The following is a 17,414-nucleotide window of genomic DNA, read 5'->3' on the forward strand; positions in this document are numbered from 1 at the left end:
GCCCAGCGCCGCACAGCGCAGCGGACCGATTGAACTCCCACGACATCCACACCATCTGATCTGAATACCGAGAGGACCCACCATGGAAATGCAAGCCAGCCGCACCCTTGCCGTTAGCCAGCAGCAAGCCTGGGAGGCGCTGAACGACCCCGAAGTCCTCAAGCTGTGCATCCCCGGCTGCGACAAGGTCGAGGCCACGGGTGACAACCAGTACGCCGTGGCCATGGCGCTCAAGATCGGGCCCGTGTCGGCCAAGTTCGCGGGCAAGATCACGCTGTCGGACATCGTGCCGCCCGAGAGCTACAACATCGCCTTTGATGGTTCGGGCGGCGTGGCGGGCTTTGGCAAGGGCAATGCCCAGGTCAAATTGGTGCCTGTGCCCATCGACGGGGCGGGACAGGCCAGCTGCGAGCTGCATTACACCGTGCACGCGTCGGTCGGCGGCAAGATTGCCCAGCTGGGCCAGCGCCTGGTTGATGGTGCAGCCAAGACCATGGCCGAGGACTTTTTCAAGCGTTTTGACAACGAGATGCAGCGCTGCTACCCGCGCCCCGAGGTGCCGCAGGCCAACGCTGCCGCCGGCGCTTCCACCGGTGGGGCCGTTGTCGAAGAGCCGGGTGGCGGCGGCGCCTCGGCTTCGGGCGGGGGCGTGCCTGTCTGGGTGTGGGCGGCCAGTGTGGTGGCGCTGATGCTGGTGGCCTGGTGGTTCAATCGGGCGTGAGAACAGTGGGTACGGCGATTGCAATCGGTGCAATCGGTGCAATCGGTGCAATCGGTCAATAGAGGATGTCGGCCATGGAAAATCTGGATGTTGTGGTGCTGCGCACCCTGCAGGGCTGGCGGGCCGCCGGGCGCCGAGCGCTGCTGGCCACGGTGGTGCGCACCTGGGGCTCGTCGCCCCGGCCCGTGGGCTCCATCATGGCGCTGTGTGAGGACGGCGCGGTGGTTGGATCTGTGTCTGGGGGGTGTATCGAGGATGACTTGATCGACCGCCACACCCGCGCCTATGCGCAGGCCGGTGCTGCCACCGGCGGTGCGGAACACCGCATCCCCAGCGGGCCGCCCGCTTTTGTCAAATACGGCATCAGCGCCGACGAGGCCCACCGCTTTGGCCTGCCCTGTGGCGGCACGCTGGAGTTGCTGCTCGAATACGACCCCGACCCAGTGCTGCTGGCCGAGTTGATCACCCTGTTGGCGGCGGGCCGCCTGGTGCAGCGCAGCGTGCGCCTGGCCGATGGCGCGGTGACGCTGGCCCCCACCCAGGCCCCCCAGGACCTGGCGGTGGATGCACTGCAGCTCACCAACACCTTCGGGCCCGAGTACCGCATGCTGCTCATCGGCGCGGGGCAGCTCACCGAATACCTCGCCACCATGGCCTTGTTCAACGGTTTTGCGGTGACGGTGTGCGATCCGCGCGAAGAATACCGGGGCAGCTGGAGCGTGGCAGGCGCCACCGTGGTGAGCGACATGCCCGACGACGTGGTGCTGGCCTTCAAGCCCGACCGCCGCAGCTGCGTGGTGGCGCTCACGCACGACCCCAAGCTCGACGACCTGGCCTTGTTGGAGGCGCTCAATACCGAGGCGTTCTATGTGGGCGGTATCGGCTCGCGCCGCAACAACGAGGCCCGCCGCGCACGCATGATCGAGCACTTCGACCAGACCCCGGAGAGCCTGGCGCGCCTGCGCGGGCCCATTGGCATCTACATCGGCAGCAAGACGCCACCCGAGATCGCGGTGAGCGTGATGGCCGAGATCCTGGCCGTGAAGAACGGCGTGACCCTGCCGCGCGATGTGGAGGTGGCCCAGGCCAAGAACGAGCGGGAGCTGGCGCACAACGACCCGGGCGCGAGGGTGTGCGGCGTGGGCTGACGCGGCGTGGCGCGAGTCATGCCGCACAGGTGGCGGCGGGGGCGTCCTGCAGAACCACCCGGTTGCGGCCGGCCTTCTTGGCCTCGTACAGCGCCTTGTCGGCGGTTTCTATCATGCGCTGCGCTGTCATGGGCTCGCCTTGGTGGATGGCTGCAATGCCGGCACTGATGCTCACATGCGGGCCGGTGGAGCACTGGCTGTGCGGGATGGACAACCGCGCCACCGCGCCTTGCGTGGCCGTGGCGATGTGCAGGGCGCCCTGGCTGTCCGTCTCCGGCAGCACCAGCGCGAATTCCTCGCCGCCATAGCGGGCTGCGAGGTCGGAGGGGCGCTTGCCGCTGGCCCGCAGCACCTTGGCGATGGTCTTCAGGCATTCGTCGCCCAGTTGGTGCCCGTATTCGTCGTTGTAGGCCTTGAAATGGTCCACGTCCATCAGCACCAGGGCCAGCGGGCGGTGGTGCCGCGTGGCCAGGGCCAGTTGCTCTGCCAGGTGCAGGTCGAAGGCGCGGCGGTTGGCCAGCTCGGTCAGGCCGTCCTGCATCGAAAAGCGCCACAGGGTGGCGTTGGCCGCTTCCAGCGCAGCGGTCACCTGCCGCAGCCGCGCGTGGTGCCGGGCGCTTTCGCTGAGCAGCACGATGAGCAGGAAGCCCGCCGCCAGCAGGCCGTAGATGCGCCCCATGTACCACCCCAGGTCATAGCGCCCCGTGTTGAGCAAGGCGGCCAGGGCGATGTCCAGCAGCCAGGCGCACAGCACCACCTGCAGCCAGACATCGAGCAGGGCATGGGGCTTGCGGCGCCACAGCAGTGCCAGGGCGGCCAGGCTGAGAAGCCAGATGCCGGCCAGCACCAGCTTTCCGGTGGCCGTGGTGCGGTTGCCATCCAGGAACACCGGCAGGTGCGCGTGCCCCGCCGTGGCGAACCCGGTCCACAGGCCCACCACCAGCAGCACCACCAGCACCGTGGCCACGATGCCCCGGTGGGCGTGGCCGCGTTCCACCCATTGCAGGCCGGGCGGCGCGTGGTGCTTGAGGTGGGCGTAGGCCATCACGGCCAGCGGAAAGCCTGCATGCCACAGCATGTACAGCGCCGAAGAGGTTTGGGGCCCTGACCCCAGCAGCCCGGTGGGGGCGAACAGGCCCGGAAAAATCAGCGCATAGGCCGCCGTGGCCGTGGCAGTGAACAGGTAGGCGCCGCCCAGCACCAGCAGCCCCCGGGAGCCCAGCGCGCGGTACTGCCCGAACAGCAGCACCGCCGTGATCAGGTCAAAGATCACCAGGGCGGTCACGTAGATGGGAATGAAGGCCGGGAAGGGCGCCAGCGCCACGGCTGCAAAGGGCACGGCAGCGATGAACAGCACCACCGACACCAGGATGGTGGCTCCGGCGGCAACACGTTCCCGGTGCCCTGCCGGTTCATTGGCAAGGGTGGCCTGGGCCGGCCGGTGGAGCGGATTGCTGTGCATGGTGCATCCCCCCGTGGGTCGGGATGGATGCCGAAATTTTATGCTTTTGTTACGTCGATATTTATTTGCTTACAAATTGCGTGCCCCCGCAGCGGGCGGTGGTGCGGCCCCCTGAATGGGGCTCAGGCACCGATCACGACCGGCCCGCCCTTGGCAATGCCGCGCTGGTAGGCCGGGCGGGTCTCCATGCGCTGCTTGTAGGCCTGCAGGTGCGGGCTGCCACGGGTGTCGTTGGCGCGGGACAGCAGGGCCTCCACGGCAAAACTCATCTGGAAATCGGCCATGGTGAGGTGCTCGCCCGCAAACCAGCGGTGGGTGGCCAGGTGCGCTTCGATGAAGGCCAGCGCGCTGTCCACGTTGGGGTCGATGAGCTTCTTCTGCACCGTGCCACACAGCTGGCGCGCAATGGGCTTCACGAAGAAGGGCATGGGCTGGGTGGGGATGGTCATGAACACCAGTTTCATCACCAGCCAGTTCATGAGCGAGCCTTCGGCATAGTGCATCCAGAAGCGGCACTGGCGGTGCTCGGGTGTGCGCAGCGCGGGCTGCAGGTGGGCCAGGTCGCCGCTGGCCTGGGCACCATAGGTTTCCACCAGGTATTCGATGATCGCGCCGGACTCGGCAATCACTTCGCTGCCATCGGTAATCACGGGCGATTTGCCCAAGGGGTGGATCTTTTTCAGCGCAGGCGGTGCCAGTTTGGTGGCTTTGTCGCGCTGGTAGATTTTGAGTTCGTAGGGCACCCCCAGTTCTTCCAGGAGCCAGAGGATGCGCTGCGAGCGCGAGGTTTCGAGGTGGTGGACGGTGAGCATGGGGGGATGTTAGGGCCTGTACGCCCTGCCGTCCGCAGGGAGTGGGTGGTACCTGAAAAGCAAAAAGCCCTCTCGCGAGGGCTTTTGTGCAAGGTGCCGGCTGCAGCAGCCGGCCCATGGCGATCTGGCGATCAGCCGCCCTTCTTGGAGCGCTTGCCAGGGTTCTTCTTGCTGCGGGTTGCCACACCGCGCTCCAGGCTCACGCGCTGGCCGCGGCCGGGGGTGGCCAGGGTGTAGCCGGGCACGGGCGTAGGGCGGGGGGTGCGCTTGCGGTCTGCTTCGGTGACGATCTTGTTGCCCATGGTAGGTCTCTGAGTTGGTGGAAAAAAGGGGGATTTTAGGCTACTGCCGGGCCCCAGGGTTTTTTGCGGGCTGCTACGCGATCCCGAAGGCGTCCCGCAGGGCCGCGCAGAAGTCGGCGCTGCCGCTGATCGTCAGCGTGAGGGTGGTGCGGGGCGGTGCAGGGTGGCCGGGTGTGGCGCGAAGGTGCCCGCCAGCCGTGTCCAGCGCCAGCACCAGCGGTGTGCTGACTTCCTGCACGCCCTGCAGGTCGTACTGCCATTCGCCCCCGTCTTCCGAAGGGCCGCAGGCATCCGGCCAATGCTGGTGGGCCCAGGCCAGCACCTGGGTGATTTCGGCGTGCAGGGCGGCAAGCTGCGCGGGCAAGGCGCTTGCCATGGCATCAAAGGTGCCCGTGCCGTCAGCGTCTTCGCTGTAGTCAAAGTCCAGGTAGTTCAGGCGCATGGTCGGGTGGATGGATGAAGGCAAGGAAAGAAGAGAAAGACGCAAAAGAAGAAAGAAGGTTGCAGCCGTCATGCCCAGGTGCGGCCCAGCGCCTGGGCGGCTTCGCCCAAGCGGGGCACCAGCTGCAGCGCCTGGGCCAGGGGCATGCGGGCCGCCGGCGCCTGCAGGGCCACGGCGCTGCGCACCTGGCGCCGCCCGCCGGCCAGCACGGGCACGGCCACGCAGACCAGGCCATCCACAAACTCCTCGGCGTCGGTGGCGTAGCCCTGGCGCAGGATCTGCTCCAGCTCGGCCTCCAGCGCGGCGCGGTCGGTCAGGGTGGTGGCCGTGTGGCGGGTGAGGGGCAGGCCGTCCAGGATGGCCGCCCGGCGCGCGGCCGACAGGTGGGCCAGAAACAGCTTGCCGCTGGCCGAGCAGTGGATGGGCACCCGGGTGCCCGGCCGCAGCTCCATGCGCAGCGGAAACGCTGACTCCACGCGGTCCAAATAGATCACCTCGGCGCCACTGAGCGCGGTGAGGTTGCAGCTCTCGCCAAGGTCGGCCACCAACTGGCGCAGCACGGCGTGGCGCACGCCATGCTGGGTGCCTGCGCTGAGCGTGCTCTCGGCCAGGTGCAGCAGGCGGGGGGCGGGGGTATAGCGGCGCCCATCGGGCTCGCGCGCCAGCAATCCACCGCTTTCGAGCTGGCCCAGCATGCGGTGCACGCTGGGCTTGGGCCAGGCGGTGGCTTCGATGGCGTCGGCCAGGCTGAACGGCCGGCCATGGGCGCACATGGTTTCCAGCAGTTCAAACAGGCGCAGGCTGGGTGAGGTATTGGTCATGAATCTCGGAATTCGAGACGAATCCATAAAACATTTCGGGATTATTGAGCATTGTGGCTAAGCTGCAAACCAACATTTCACGGGGGGGCCATGGCGGCGACTTTTCAGAACGCGGTACTCACAGGCGCTTGCGGTGGCCTGGGCCAGGCCCTGGCGCGGGAGTTGATCGGCCAGGGGGCGAGCGTGGCGCTGGTGGGCCTGCACCGGCCCACGCTGGACGCGCTGGCCGCACTGGCACCCGGGCGGTGCGCGGTCTATACGCCCGACGTGGCCGACAGTGCCGCCATGCAGGCCATGGCGGCAGACTGGACCGCCCGCGCGGGCATGCCCGACCTCGTGATCGCGAACGCCGGTGTGGCCGGTGGCTATGACACGGCGCAGGCGAGCGACCTGGCCGTGCTGCGCCGCATGCTGGAGATCAACCTGCTGGGCGCGGCCACCACCTTCCAGCCGTTTGTGAAAGCGATGCGCGCACAGCGGCGCGGTGCCCTGGTGGGCGTGGCCAGCATTGCGGGCTGGCGCGGCATGCCGGGCAACGGTGCCTACTGCGCGAGCAAGGGCGGGTTGATCCGCTACCTGGAGAGCCTGCGCGCCGAGCTGCGTGGTGAACCCATGGTGGTCAGCACGGTCAGCCCCGGCTATCTGCGCACTGCGCTCACGGCGGGCAACCGTTTTGCCATGCCGGGCCTCATGGAACCCGAGGCGGCCGCCCGGGCCCTGCTGGCGGGGGTTGCGCGGGGGCGCACCCACATCGTGCTGCCGGCGCGCATTGGCTGGCTGGCCCGCTTGCTCAACCTGTTGCCCGACGCCCTGCACGACCGCCTGCTGCTGGGCCAGCCGCGCAAGCCGCGCGTGGGCGAGGCGGGGGCCACGGCCATCCCGGGCCTGCCGCTGCCCGCAGAGACACCGATCAAAAAGTGAAGTGAAAGCAAGAACACATGACAACGGAGACACCGCCCACCGTGGCCGACACCCGCACCCAGATCGCCCTGATTGGCGCAGGCCCGAGCGGCCTGGCCGCTGCCCGCAACCTGCAGAAGCTGGGGCTGCCTTTCCAGGGCTTTGAAGCCCACACCGACGTGGGGGGGCTGTGGAACATCGACAACCCGCGCAGCACGGTCTACGAGTCGGCGCATCTGATCTCCAGCAAGCACACCACGGAGTTCACCGAATTCCCCATGCGCCCCGAGGTGGCCGATTACCCCAGCCACCGTGAAATGCGGCAGTATTTTTGCGATTTTTCCGAGCACTTCGGCCTGCGCAAGCACTTCTGGTTTGGCACCCGTGTGCTGAAGGTTGAGCCGGTGGGCGAGGGCGCCGCGCCACTGTGGCGCATCACCTGGAGCCAGCACGGTGGCCCCGCGCAGACGGCGGAGTTCAAGGGCCTGGTGATCGCCAACGGCACGCTGGCCGAGCCCAACATGCCCCGCTTCGAGGGCCGGTTCGATGGCGAGCTGCTGCACACCAGCGCTTACAAAAGCGCCGACCTGTTCAAGAACAAACGGGTGCTGGTGGTGGGCGCGGGCAATTCGGGCTGCGACATTGCGGTGGACGCGGTGCACTATGCGCGCAGCGTGGATCTGTCGGTGCGGCGCGGCTACTACTTCGTGCCCAAGTACGTGTTCGGCAAGCCGGCCGACACGCTGGGCGGCAAGCGCCCGCTGCCGCCCTGGCTCAAGCAGAAGATCGACAGCGTGGTGCTGCAGTGGTTCACGGGCGACCCGGCGCGGTTTGGCCTTCCCAAGCCCGATTACAAGATGTACGAGTCGCACCCGGTGGTGAACTCGCTGGTGCTGCACCACCTGGGCCATGGCGACATCCATGTGAAGCCCGACATCGCGCGCTTTGACGGCCACACGGTGCACTTCAAGGACGGCCGTGCGCAGGACTATGACCTGGTGCTCTGCGCCACGGGCTACAAGCTGCACTACCCCTTCATCGACCACAGCCTGCTCAACTGGCAGGGCATGGCGCCGCAGCTGTACCTCAACATCCTCTCGCCGCGTTTCGACAACCTGGCCGTGATGGGCATGATCGAGGCCAGCGGCATCGGCTGGCAGGGCCGCTACGAGCAGGCCGAGCTGGTGGCCCGCTTCTTCAAGGCCCTGGCCGAGGGCTCGCCGCGTGCCGAGGCCCTGCGCCAGGCCAAGGCGGGCCCGCAGCCCGACCTGTCGGGCGGCTTCAAGTACCTCAAGCTCGAACGCATGGCGTATTACGTCCACAAAGACACCTACCGCAACGCGGTGCGGGCAGCGGCCGCTGCCCTCGCCTGAAAGGATCGCCATGCTGCCCGTGGACGAAATACGGCTCAACTTCAACCCTGCATCCCTGGTGGTGCTCAACGTGGTGCTGGGCTTTCTGATGTTCGGCATTGCGCTCGACACGCGCGTGGCCGACTTCAAACGCGTGTTGCGCATGCCGGGCGCCATGGCGGTGGGCGTTGCGGCGCAGTTCATCGTGCTGCCTGCGGTGACCTTTGTGCTCACGCTGCTGCTCCGCCCGGGCCCCAGCATTGCGCTGGGCATGATCCTGGTGGCGTGCTGCCCGCCGGGCAATGTGAGCAACATCCTCACGCACCGGGCCGGGGGCAATGTGGCGCTGTCGGTGTCGATGACGGCGATCTCCAACGCGCTGGCCATCGTGCTCATGCCGCTCAACTTTGCGTTCTGGGGCGGAATGCACCCCACGGCGGCACCGCTCTTGCGCAGCATTGCGCTCGACCCGCTGGAGATGGCGGGGCACATCGTGGCCATCATCGGCATCCCCTTCGTGCTGGGCATCCTGTGCGCCGAAAAGCTGCCCCGTTTCACCCGGCGGGTGAACAAGCCCGTGCGCATCCTCAGCTTTGTCTGCCTCATTGGTTTCATCGTGGGGGCGGTGGCGGGCAACTGGCGCTACTTCCTCGATTACGTGGGCCTGGTGCTGCTGGCCGTGGCGCTGCACGATGCACTGGCCTTCGGCACGGGCTACGCCTGTGCGCGCCTGAGTGGCCTGCCCGACTACGACCGGCGCGCCGTGAGCATCGAGGTGGGCATCCGCAACGCGGGGCTCGGGCTGGTGCTGATCTTCAGCTTCTTCGGCGGCCTGGGCGGCATGGCCGTGGTGGCGGGCGTGTGGGGCTTCTGGGACATCATCGCGGGCCTGGCGCTGGCGGGCTGGTGGGGGCGGCGCCCGCCCGTGGTGCCGCACGCTGCGGCGGCCGCAGCGCAGGAGGGCGGCGCATGACGGCACGCATTCTGGTGACCGGGGCCGATGGATTTTTGGGCCGCAGCGTGGTGGCGGCCCTGGCGCGCGAAGGCGCAGGCCAAGGTGTACAGGCCATCGTCGCCGCCGATGTGCGCGAGGTGCCGCCCGAGCGCCGCCTGCCCGGCGTGGCCTATGTGGTGCAGGACGTGCGCGACCCGGCGCTGGCCCAGACCCTGTCCGCACATGCCATCGACAGCGTGGTGCACCTGGCCTCCATCGTCACGCCCGGCAAGGGCTCCAGCCGCGAGTTTGAATATTCCGTGGATGTGCTGGGCAGCCAGAACGTGCTTGATGCCTGCGTGGCCACGGGTGTGCAGCACCTGGTGGTCAGCTCCAGCGGCGCGGCCTATGGCTACCACGCCGACAACCCCGCGTGGCTGCGCGAAACGGATGCGTTGCGTGGCAACGAAGTGTTCGCCTATGCCCACCACAAGCGGCTGGTCGAGGAAATGCTGGCGCGCTACCGCACAGAGCACCCGGCGCTTGCGCAGACCGTGCTGCGCATCGGCACCATCCTGGGCGAGCGGGTGGACAACCAGATCACCGCACTGTTCGAGAAGCCGCGCCTGCTGGCCATCCGCGGCAGCGCCAGCCCCTTTGTGTTCATTTGGGACGAGGACGTGACCGGCGCCATCCTGCACGCGCTGCGCACCCGCAGGGCGGGCTGCTTCAACCTCGCGGGTGACGGCGCGCTGCCCCTGCGTGAGATCGCCCAGCGGCTGGGCAAGCCAGTGCTGGAGCTGCCGGCCGGGCTGCTGCGCGCGGCATTGGCCGTGGGCTCCACGCTGGGGGTGAGCCGCTATGGCCCCGAGCAGCTCGACTTTCTGCGCTACCGCCCGGTGCTGCTCAACACCGCGCTCAAGGAGGGGCTGGGCTATGTGCCTGGCAAGACCAGCGCCCAGGCCTTCGAGGCCTTCGTGGCCGCCCGCGCCCGGCAGGGGCGGCCCGTGGCTGCGGCGGCGCCGGCGGTGGCTGCATGAGCGCGCATGTGGCGCTGAGCCGGGGCGATCTGTTGCGCGCCTTGGCCGTGGTGGTCATCTGGGGGCTGAATTTTGTGGTGATGAAGCTCGGGTTGCAGGGCCTGAGTCCCATGCTGCTGGGCGCGCTGCGTTTCACGGCGGCGTCGCTGCCTTTTGTGCTGTTTGTGCCGCGCCCTGCCATGCCCTGGCGGTTTGTGCTGGGCTACGGGCTGGCGCAGGGGCTGGGGCAGTTTGGGTTTCTGTTCCTCGGGCTGCAGCTGGGCATGACGGCGGGCATGGCGTCGGTGGTCATGCAGACGCAGGCGTTTTTCACGCTGCTGCTGGCGGCCCCTTTGCTGGGCGAGCGTGCCAAGCCCTGGCAATGGTGGGGGCTCACGCTGGCGTTCGGGGGGCTCATGACCATTGGCCTGGCGCATGGCGAGGGGCCAGGGCAGATGACGCTGGCCGGGTTTGTGCTCACGCTCGGGGCGGCCTTCATGTGGGCGGTGTCCAACCTGGTGGCGCGCCGCGCAGCACAGGCCGGGGCCTACGCGCCGTTCCCCTTCATCGTGTGGAGCAGCCTGGTGCCCATCGTGCCGTTCTTTGCCCTGGCGGTGTGGAGCGAAGGGCTGGACGGCGTGGGGGCGCAGCTGCAGGCCGTCAACGGCACGGCGCTGCTGGCTGTGGGCTACCTGGCCTTTCTGGCCACCTTGCTGGCCTACACGCTGTGGACGCAGCTGCTGCAGCGCCATGCGGCCGGGCGGGTCACGCCGTTTTCGCTGCTGGTGCCGGTGGTGGGGCTGTGGGCGGCCTATGCCTTTTTGGGCGAGACCCCCTTGCCGCTGCAGTGGGCGGGGGCAGCGGCTGTGTTGTGCGGGCTGGTGGTGAACCAGGCCGGGGGCTGGTGGTGGGCGCGGCGTGCCGCAGGTTCCTAGAATCCCTGCTTTCGCTATCGAGGAGGCCAGGTGGCTGAGCGCATTTTTTTGCAGGTGGATGGACTGCGGTTTTCTTACCCCGAGTGTGCGGTGCTGGACGGGCTGTCGCTGGCCTGGCCCGCAGGCCTGGCGCTGGTGCGCGGCGACGAAAGCAGTGGCAAGACCACGCTGCTGCGCCTGCTGGCGGGGGAACTCGCGGCGCAGGCCGGGCGCATCACGCTGCAGGGCGTGGGCCCGAGCGATGCCTCCAAGGCGTATGCGCACCACGTCTTCTGGGCCGCCCCCCGCGCGGGCGACCTGGACAAACTCACCGCCCGGGGCTGGCTGGACAGCCTGCCCGCCCGCTACCCGCTGTGGGATGCCGCTGCGCTGGCCGCGCACACCGACGGGTTCACGCTGCACGAGCACCTGGACAAACCGTTCTATGCGCTGTCCACCGGCAGCAAGCGCAAGGTGCTCATGGCCGGGGCCCTGGCCTCGGGTGCGCCCCTGACCCTGATCGACGAGCCCGTGGGCGGGCTGGACAAGCCCTCCGCCCGCTACCTGGCACAGGCCCTGGCATTCCAGGCCGCCCGGCCTGACCGCCTCGTCGTGGTGGCGCATTACGAAGCCCTGGCGGATGTGCCCTGGGGCACGGTGGTGGATCTGGTGCGGTTGTAGGCCCTTCAGGGGCTTCTGTGGTCCGGGCTGCAGTTCGCAGAGGCCTGCCGTAGACTGTCCCGCATCTCTTCTTCCTTTCTCCGCAAGGACCGCTCCATGGACGCGCTGTTATTCGTGCCGGTGGCCATCGCCATCTCGCTCACCCCGGGGCCCAACAATTTCTGTGGCCTCAACAACGGCATCCGCGCTGGCGTGGGGGCGGCCCTGATCGCCACCGTGGGCCGTGCGGCGGCGTTCGCCATCTTTCTCACGGTGTCGGCCGTGGGGCTGGGGGCCATGCTGCTTGCGTCCGAGGCCGCCTTCACGGCGGTGAAGTGGGTGGGCGCGGCCTACCTGTTCTGGCTGGGCTGGCGGGCCTGGCGCAGCCGCGAATTCAGCGGCCTGGCGCTGGACGATGCACCTGGCAACGGCGCGCAGCCGGCCCCGGTGAACCTGCGGGCCCTCATCGCCCAGGAGTTTTTGCTGGGCATCACCAATCCCAAGGCCATCATCTTGTTTGCGGCGATCTTTCCGCAGTTCATCGATCCCGCGCAACCGGCGGCGCGCCAGTTCCTGGTGCTGGGCTCCATCTACCTGGGCAGCGAGTTTGTTTCCACTGCCGTGTACGCCAGCTTTGGCCGCCAGATCCGCCGCTTCATCCGCACCTCGCGCGGCGTGGCGCGGCTGAACAAGGCCACGGGCGGTTTCTTCATGGGGGCCGGTGGCCTGCTGCTGGCCACCAACCGCTGATCGCCCCCCCGGGCGAGGGGTGTCCGCTGCGCCGGTAAACCCCGCCCAAAGCACGCGTAAATCCTCGGTAAAGGGCCCCCGCCAAGCGGCGAACACCGGGGGCGCGCTGGCTACCATACCCCCCTCGCCCATTCACCGTTGCGCCTGACCATGCCCTTGATCCGTTCGTTTGCCCGTTCGCAGCGGCCCGCTGTTTCTCAATGGGGCAAGCTGCGGCTGCTTCCCTCCGTGTTGTTGGCTGCCCTGCTGGTGGGGGCCGTGGGGGGCGGTGCCTGGTGGTGGAAGCAGCGCCAGGAGGCGGCCACTGCACAGGCCGCCGGTGACGGCGCTGCAGGCCCTGCCGGGCGCAAGCCGGCGGGCGGCCCGGGCCGTTTTGGCGGCGGTGGCGTCCAGCCCGTGTCGGTGGGCACAGTGCAGCGGGGCGATGTGCGGGTGGTGGTGAACGCCATTGGCACCATGAGCGCCCGCGCCACGGCCGTGGTGCGCGCCAAGGTCAGCGGCGAGCTGGTGGCGGTGCGCTTCAAGGAGGGCGACGAGGTGCGCGCGGGCCAGGTGCTGGCCGAGATCGACCCACGCAGCTACCAGGCCGCGCTGTCGCAGGCGCAGGGCACGCTGCAGCGCGACCAGGCCCTGCTCAAGAACGCGCAGCTCGACCTCAAGCGCTACCAGGACCTGCTGGCGCGCGACTCCATCGCCAGCCAGCAGGTGGACACCCAGGCCGCGCTGGTGCGGCAGCTGGAGGGCACCGTGGCCTCTGACCAGGCCCAGGTGGACGCCGCGCGGCTGCAGCTGAGTTACACCCAGGTCACCGCGCCGTTCGCCGGCCGGCTGGGCCTGCGCCAGGCCGACAAGGGCAACGTGGTGGGGCCGAGCGATGCCAACGGCCTCGTCACCATCAACCAGGTGCGCCCCATGGATGCCGCGTTCTCCGTGCCCGAGGCGCACCTGCCCCAAATGCGCCGCCGCCTGGCAGCCGGTGAGGCGCTGCCCGTGGAACTGTGGGACCGCGATGCCCGCCGGCAGCTGGCCAAGGGGCGCGTGGTGGCGCTGGACAACGCCATCGACACCGCCACAGGCACCATCAAGGTCAAGGCGGCCTTTGCCAATGATGACGGCGCGCTGTACCCCAACCAGTTCGTCAACGTGCGCCTGCAGGTCAACCTGCTTGAAGCCGTGCTCACCGTGCCCACCACGGCCGTGCAGAACAACTATGTCTACCTGGTGCAGGAAGACAGCACTGTGACCCAGCGCCGCATCCGCGTGGGGGTGGCCGATGGCGACCGCGTGGGCATTGAAGGCGAGCTGCGCGAAGGCGAGCAGGTGGTCACCGATGGCATCGACCGCCTGCGCGAAGGCGCCAAGGTCGCCGTGATCGACGCCGGGGCCGTGAGCCGCGCCGACCAGGCGGCCCAGGACCAGGCCGCGCAGCGCCGCGCCTTCATCGCATCGCTGCCGCCCGAGGTGCGCGAAAAGCTGCAGAAGATGAGCCCCGAAGAACGCCGCGCCTTCTTGCGCGAGCGGCGTGCGCAGATGGGGGCGGGCGGCGCGGCCGCGCCAGCGTCGGCTGCGTCGGGCTCGTCGGCAGCGGCGGGCACTGCGCCGCCTGCGATCCCGGCACCAGCCCTGGCTGCCTCGTCCGCGCCAGCGCCGCGCGGCGACATGCCGGCCCGTCCCGTGCCGCGCGCAGAGGCGGCACCTCAAGGGGCTCCCGGGGCGGCGCTGCCCGCTGCCCCTGCCGCGATGGCGGACGGCGCCTCTGCGCCAGCGCGCGGCATCCCGCCCCAGGTGAAGGCGCTGCTGGACCAGATGCCCGCTGACGAGAGGGCCCGCGTGATGGCTTTGCCGCAGGATGAGCGCCGCGCCTACATTCGCGAGCGACTCCAGCAGCAGGCGCCGGCGCGCTGAGCGCGACAGTCCCCTGTGTCCCCCGTGTCTGTTTTGCCAGCGCATCCGTCGCCATGAACCTGTCGCGCCTTTTTATCCTGCGTCCCATCGCCACCGCCTTGCTCATGGTGGCGATCCTGATCGCGGGGCTGATGGCCTACCGGCTGCTGCCCACCTCGGCCCTGCCCGAGGTGGACTACCCCACCATCCAGGTCACCACGCTGTACCCGGGCGCGAGCCCGGACGTGATGACCTCCAACGTCACAGCGCCGCTGGAGCGCCAGTTTGGCCAGATGCCGGGCCTGTCGCAGATGTCGTCCACCAGCTCGGGCGGGGCCTCGGTGATCACGCTGCGTTTTGCGCTCGACATGGCGCTGGACGTGGCCGAGCAGCAGGTGCAGGCGGCCATCAATGCGGGCAGCAACCTGCTGCCCAGCGACCTGCCCATGCCGCCGCTGTACAGCAAGGTCAACCCGGCGGACGCGCCCATCCTCACGCTCGCCATCACCTCGCCCTCGCTGCCCGTCATCCGTGTGAACGACCTGGTGGAGAACCGCCTGGCGCCCAAGCTCTCGCAGGTCAAGGGCGTGGGGCTGGTGGCGATTGCGGGCGGGCGCCGGCCGGCCGTGCGCATCCAGGCCAACCCCACGGCGCTGGCCCAGCTGGGCCTGACGCTGGAGGATGTGCGCACCTCGATTGCTGCGGCCAACGTCAAGCAGGCCAAGGGCGGCTTTGACGGTGCCGCGCGCGCGTCCACCATCGACGCCAACGACCAGCTGCAGTCGGCGGCCGAGTACCGCGACCTCATCATCGCCTTCAAGAACGGTGCGCCGGTGCGCCTGAAAGACCTGGCCGAGACGGTGGACGACGCCGAGAACACCCGCCTGGCCGCCTGGGCAGGCACTGCAGACACCGGGACCAAGCCCGGCGTGATCCTCAACATCCGCCGCCAGCCCGGTGCCAACGTGATCGACACCGTGGACCGCATGAAGGCCCTGTTGCCGCAGCTGCAAAGCACGCTGCCCGCGTCGCTGGACGTGCAGGTGCTCACGGACCGCACGGTGACGGTGCGCGCCTCGGTGCGTGACATGCAGGTGGAGCTGGGCCTGGCCGTGCTGTTGGTGGTGGCCGTGATCTTTGTCTTCTTGCGCAGCCCCTCGGCCACGCTCATCCCCAGCGTGGCGGTGCCGCTGTCGCTCATCGGCACCTGCGGCGTGATGTACCTGGCGGGGTTTTCGGTCAACAACCTCACGCTGATGGCGCTCACCATCTCCACCGGCTTCGTGGTGGACGATGCCATCGTGATGATCGAGAACATCGCGCGCTACGTGGAGGAGGGCGAGGCGCCGCTGGCGGCGGCGCTCAAGGGCTCGCAGCAGATCGGCTTCACCATCATCTCGCTGACCATTTCGCTCATCGCGGTGCTGATCCCGCTCTTGTTCATGGGCGATGTGGTGGGGCGCCTGTTCCACGAGTTCGCGATCACGCTGGCCGTGTCCATCCTGATCTCGGCCGTGGTGTCGCTCACGCTCACGCCCATGCTGTGCGCGCGCCTGCTGCGCCACACGCCCGAGGACAGCCACGGGCGCCTGTACCAGGCCACGGGCCATTTCTTCGAGCGCACGATTGCCGGCTATGGCCGCATGCTGGCCTGGGTGCTGGACCGCCGGGGCTGGACCTGGCTGGTATTCATGGCCACGCTGGCGCTCACCGTGGTGCTCTACCTGTTCATCCCCAAGGGCTTCTTCCCGGTGCAGGACACAGGCACGCTGCAGGCCACCACGGAGGCCGACCAGTCGATCTCATTCGCGGGCATGGCCGAACGCCAGCAGGCCGTGGCCGAACGCCTGCTGCAAGACCCGGCCGTGCGCAGCATCTCGTCGTTTATCGGGGTGGATGGCGCCAACACCACGCTCAACACGGGCCGCCTGCTCATCGACCTGCAGCCGCACGCGCAACGCGACAAGGCCGACGTGGTGCAGCAGCGCCTGGCCGAGCGCGTGCAGAACCTGCCCGGCATCCGCCTGTTCATCCAGCCGGTGCAGGACCTGACGATCGAAGACCGTGTGGCACGCACGCAATACCAGTGGCTGCTGTCGTCGCCCGACATGAAGCAGCTCACCACCAGCACCACCGAGCTGCTGCGCCGCCTGCGCGCCTTGCCCGAGCTGACCGATGTGGCCAGCGACCTGCAGGACCAGGGCCGCCAGGCCTATGTGCAGATCGACCGCGCCCAGGCCAGCCGCCTGGGGGTGACGGTGGCAGGCATTGACGCGGCGCTCTACAACGCCTTTGGCCAGCGGCTGATCTCGACCATCTTCACCCAGTCCAACCAGTACCGCGTGGTGCTGGAGGTGGCGCCGCAGTTCAAGGTGGGGCCCGAGGCGCTGCAGAGCATCTATGTGCCCTCCAGCACCGGAGCGCCGGTGCCGCTGTCGTCGGTAGCGCGCATCGAGGAGCGCAACATGCCGCTGGTGGTCAACCACGTGGGCCAGTTGCCTGCCGCCACGATTTCATTCAACACCGCGCCCGGCGTGTCGCTGGGCAATGCTGTGGCCGCCATCGAGCGCGAGAAGGCGGCTGTGCAGGCCGAGGGGCAGTTGCCGCTGTCGGTGGAGACAAGCTTCCAGGGCGCGGCGCTGGCGTTTCAGGCGTCGTTGTCGAACACGCTGCTGCTGATCCTGGCGGCGGTGGTCACCATGTACATCGTGCTGGGCGTGCTGTACGAGAGCACGGTGCACCCGGTCACGATTTTGTCCACGCTGCCCTCGGCCGGGGTGGGGGCCCTGCTGGCGCTCATGGCGGCGCGGCTGGACCTGGACATCATTGCGATCATCGGCATCGTGCTGTTGATCGGCATCGTGAAGAAGAACGCGATCATGATGATCGACTTTGCGCTGGAGGCCCAGCGGGACGAGGGGCTGAGTGCGCGCGATGCGATTTACCAGGCGTGCCTGTTGCGGTTCAGGCCGATCCTGATGACGACCTTGGCGGCTTTGCTGGGGGCGTTGCCGATGATGCTGGGCACGGGGGTGGGCAGTGAGCTGCGGCATCCGCTGGGGGTGACGATGGTGGGGGGGCTGATCCTGAGCCAGTTGCTCACGCTGTTCACGACGCCGGTGATTTACCTCACGTTTGAGGGGTGGGCGCAGCGGTGGCGTGGGCGGCGGGGTGAGGGGGCGTGATGGCGTTCGTGGATTGCGCTTTGTCATCTACCGTTCGGGCTGAGCCTGTCGACGCCTGGGCGTGCTGGTTTGAAAAGCATGCTGGTGTTGAGGGCGGAGGCCGGGTTG

The 17,414-nt window shown here is 68.5% G+C and carries 16 protein-coding genes; 11 read left to right on the forward strand and 5 right to left on the reverse strand.

Annotation, left to right across the window (positions count from 1 at the left end):
- Positions 1-82: 82 nt before the first annotated feature.
- Both DBV10_RS20810 and DBV10_RS20815 read left to right on the forward strand, forming a co-directional pair.
- Positions 83-721, forward strand: coding sequence for a CoxG family protein (locus tag DBV10_RS20810; protein WP_124515468.1), 639 nt, complete (start codon positions 83-85; stop codon positions 719-721).
- A gap of 74 nt (positions 722-795) precedes the next feature.
- Positions 796-1,869 carry an XdhC family protein gene (locus DBV10_RS20815; RefSeq protein ID WP_124515469.1) on the forward strand — a complete coding sequence of 358 codons (1,074 nt, stop codon included), beginning with the start codon at positions 796-798 and terminating at the stop codon, positions 1,867-1,869.
- A 16-nt stretch (positions 1,870-1,885) separates the two neighbouring features.
- Here the strand turns inward: DBV10_RS20815 and DBV10_RS20820 are convergent, their stop codons facing one another.
- The 5 genes from DBV10_RS20820 to DBV10_RS20835 all read right to left on the reverse strand — a co-directional run bounded on the left by DBV10_RS20820 (position 1,886) and on the right by DBV10_RS20835 (position 5,708).
- Entirely contained in the window at positions 1,886-3,331 is a 1,446-nt protein-coding gene (locus tag DBV10_RS20820; RefSeq protein ID WP_124515470.1) for a GGDEF domain-containing protein, read from the reverse strand.
- 122 nt (positions 3,332-3,453) lie between these two features.
- Complete coding sequence (locus DBV10_RS20825) at positions 3,454-4,143, reverse strand: glutathione S-transferase family protein (protein ID WP_124515471.1); 690 nt, start codon at positions 4,141-4,143, stop codon at positions 3,454-3,456.
- Positions 4,144-4,274: 131 nt separating this feature from the next.
- Positions 4,275-4,445, reverse strand: coding sequence for a hypothetical protein (locus DBV10_RS22945; protein ID WP_162995995.1), 171 nt, complete (start codon positions 4,443-4,445; stop codon positions 4,275-4,277).
- Positions 4,446-4,518: 73 nt separating this feature from the next.
- Positions 4,519-4,887, reverse strand: a complete 369-nt coding sequence (locus DBV10_RS20830) for a hypothetical protein (RefSeq protein ID WP_124515472.1) — start codon at positions 4,885-4,887, stop codon at positions 4,519-4,521.
- Positions 4,888-4,955: 68 nt separating this feature from the next.
- Positions 4,956-5,708, reverse strand: coding sequence for an IclR family transcriptional regulator (locus DBV10_RS20835; RefSeq protein ID WP_124515473.1), 753 nt, complete (start codon positions 5,706-5,708; stop codon positions 4,956-4,958).
- 90 nt (positions 5,709-5,798) lie between these two features.
- Between DBV10_RS20835 and DBV10_RS20840 the strand changes: the two genes are divergently transcribed.
- The 9 genes from DBV10_RS20840 (at position 5,799) to DBV10_RS20880 (ending at position 17,306) form a co-directional block, all read left to right on the forward strand.
- Complete coding sequence (locus DBV10_RS20840; protein ID WP_124515474.1) at positions 5,799-6,629, forward strand: SDR family oxidoreductase; 831 nt, start codon at positions 5,799-5,801, stop codon at positions 6,627-6,629.
- Positions 6,630-6,646: 17 nt separating this feature from the next.
- Positions 6,647-7,981, forward strand: a complete 1,335-nt coding sequence (locus DBV10_RS20845; protein WP_124515475.1) for an NAD(P)/FAD-dependent oxidoreductase — start codon at positions 6,647-6,649, stop codon at positions 7,979-7,981.
- A 10-nt stretch (positions 7,982-7,991) separates the two neighbouring features.
- Positions 7,992-8,933, forward strand: coding sequence for a bile acid:sodium symporter family protein (locus DBV10_RS20850; RefSeq protein WP_124515476.1), 942 nt, complete (start codon positions 7,992-7,994; stop codon positions 8,931-8,933).
- The gene (locus DBV10_RS20855) at positions 8,930-9,934 is read left to right on the forward strand and encodes an SDR family oxidoreductase (protein ID WP_124515477.1); all 1,005 of its coding nucleotides are present in this window, start codon (positions 8,930-8,932) and stop codon (positions 9,932-9,934) included. Before DBV10_RS20850 ends, DBV10_RS20855 begins: the two co-directional genes overlap by 4 nt.
- Positions 9,931-10,848 carry an EamA family transporter gene (locus DBV10_RS20860; protein ID WP_124515478.1) on the forward strand — a complete coding sequence of 306 codons (918 nt, stop codon included), beginning with the start codon at positions 9,931-9,933 and terminating at the stop codon, positions 10,846-10,848. The genes DBV10_RS20855 and DBV10_RS20860 overlap by 4 nt, the downstream gene beginning before the upstream one ends.
- Positions 10,849-10,878: 30 nt before the next feature.
- On the forward strand, positions 10,879-11,508 hold the full coding sequence (locus DBV10_RS20865; protein WP_124515479.1) for an ATP-binding cassette domain-containing protein: 630 nt from the start codon (positions 10,879-10,881) through the stop codon (positions 11,506-11,508).
- A gap of 96 nt (positions 11,509-11,604) precedes the next feature.
- Positions 11,605-12,237 (forward strand): LysE family translocator, encoded by a 633-nt coding sequence (locus tag DBV10_RS20870; protein WP_124515480.1) that lies wholly within the window; start codon positions 11,605-11,607, stop codon positions 12,235-12,237.
- A gap of 150 nt (positions 12,238-12,387) precedes the next feature.
- The gene (locus DBV10_RS20875; protein ID WP_124515481.1) at positions 12,388-14,142 is read left to right on the forward strand and encodes an efflux RND transporter periplasmic adaptor subunit; all 1,755 of its coding nucleotides are present in this window, start codon (positions 12,388-12,390) and stop codon (positions 14,140-14,142) included.
- 53 nt (positions 14,143-14,195) lie between these two features.
- A complete protein-coding gene (locus DBV10_RS20880) occupies positions 14,196-17,306 on the forward strand; it encodes an MdtB/MuxB family multidrug efflux RND transporter permease subunit (protein WP_124515482.1) in 3,111 nt (1,036 codons plus the stop codon).
- Positions 17,307-17,414 lie beyond the last annotated feature (108 nt).

This window comes from Acidovorax sp. FJL06 (genome assembly GCF_003852545.1).
Taxonomy (GTDB): Bacteria; Pseudomonadota; Gammaproteobacteria; order Burkholderiales; family Burkholderiaceae_C; genus Acidovorax.

Excerpts from the sequence above, each read along its gene's own strand:
- DBV10_RS20875 (WP_124515481.1), top strand. The coding sequence starts at position 12,388 with ATGCCCTTGATCCGTTCGTTTGCCCGTTCGCAGCGGCCCGCTGTTTCT.
- DBV10_RS20835 (WP_124515473.1), bottom strand. The coding sequence starts at position 5,708 with ATGACCAATACCTCACCCAGCCTGCGCCTGTTTGAACTGCTGGAAACC.
- DBV10_RS20820 (WP_124515470.1), bottom strand. The coding sequence starts at position 3,331 with ATGCACAGCAATCCGCTCCACCGGCCGGCCCAGGCCACCCTTGCCAAT.
- DBV10_RS20810 (WP_124515468.1), top strand. The coding sequence starts at position 83 with ATGGAAATGCAAGCCAGCCGCACCCTTGCCGTTAGCCAGCAGCAAGCC.
- DBV10_RS20850 (WP_124515476.1), top strand. The coding sequence starts at position 7,992 with ATGCTGCCCGTGGACGAAATACGGCTCAACTTCAACCCTGCATCCCTG.
- DBV10_RS20815 (WP_124515469.1), top strand. The coding sequence starts at position 796 with ATGGAAAATCTGGATGTTGTGGTGCTGCGCACCCTGCAGGGCTGGCGG.
- DBV10_RS20845 (WP_124515475.1), top strand. The coding sequence starts at position 6,647 with ATGACAACGGAGACACCGCCCACCGTGGCCGACACCCGCACCCAGATC.
- DBV10_RS20825 (WP_124515471.1), bottom strand. The coding sequence starts at position 4,143 with ATGCTCACCGTCCACCACCTCGAAACCTCGCGCTCGCAGCGCATCCTC.
- DBV10_RS20830 (WP_124515472.1), bottom strand. The coding sequence starts at position 4,887 with ATGCGCCTGAACTACCTGGACTTTGACTACAGCGAAGACGCTGACGGC.
- DBV10_RS20870 (WP_124515480.1), top strand. The coding sequence starts at position 11,605 with ATGGACGCGCTGTTATTCGTGCCGGTGGCCATCGCCATCTCGCTCACC.
- DBV10_RS20880 (WP_124515482.1), top strand. The coding sequence starts at position 14,196 with ATGAACCTGTCGCGCCTTTTTATCCTGCGTCCCATCGCCACCGCCTTG.
- DBV10_RS20860 (WP_124515478.1), top strand. The coding sequence starts at position 9,931 with ATGAGCGCGCATGTGGCGCTGAGCCGGGGCGATCTGTTGCGCGCCTTG.
- DBV10_RS20855 (WP_124515477.1), top strand. The coding sequence starts at position 8,930 with ATGACGGCACGCATTCTGGTGACCGGGGCCGATGGATTTTTGGGCCGC.
- DBV10_RS20840 (WP_124515474.1), top strand. The coding sequence starts at position 5,799 with ATGGCGGCGACTTTTCAGAACGCGGTACTCACAGGCGCTTGCGGTGGC.
- DBV10_RS22945 (WP_162995995.1), bottom strand. The coding sequence starts at position 4,445 with ATGGGCAACAAGATCGTCACCGAAGCAGACCGCAAGCGCACCCCCCGC.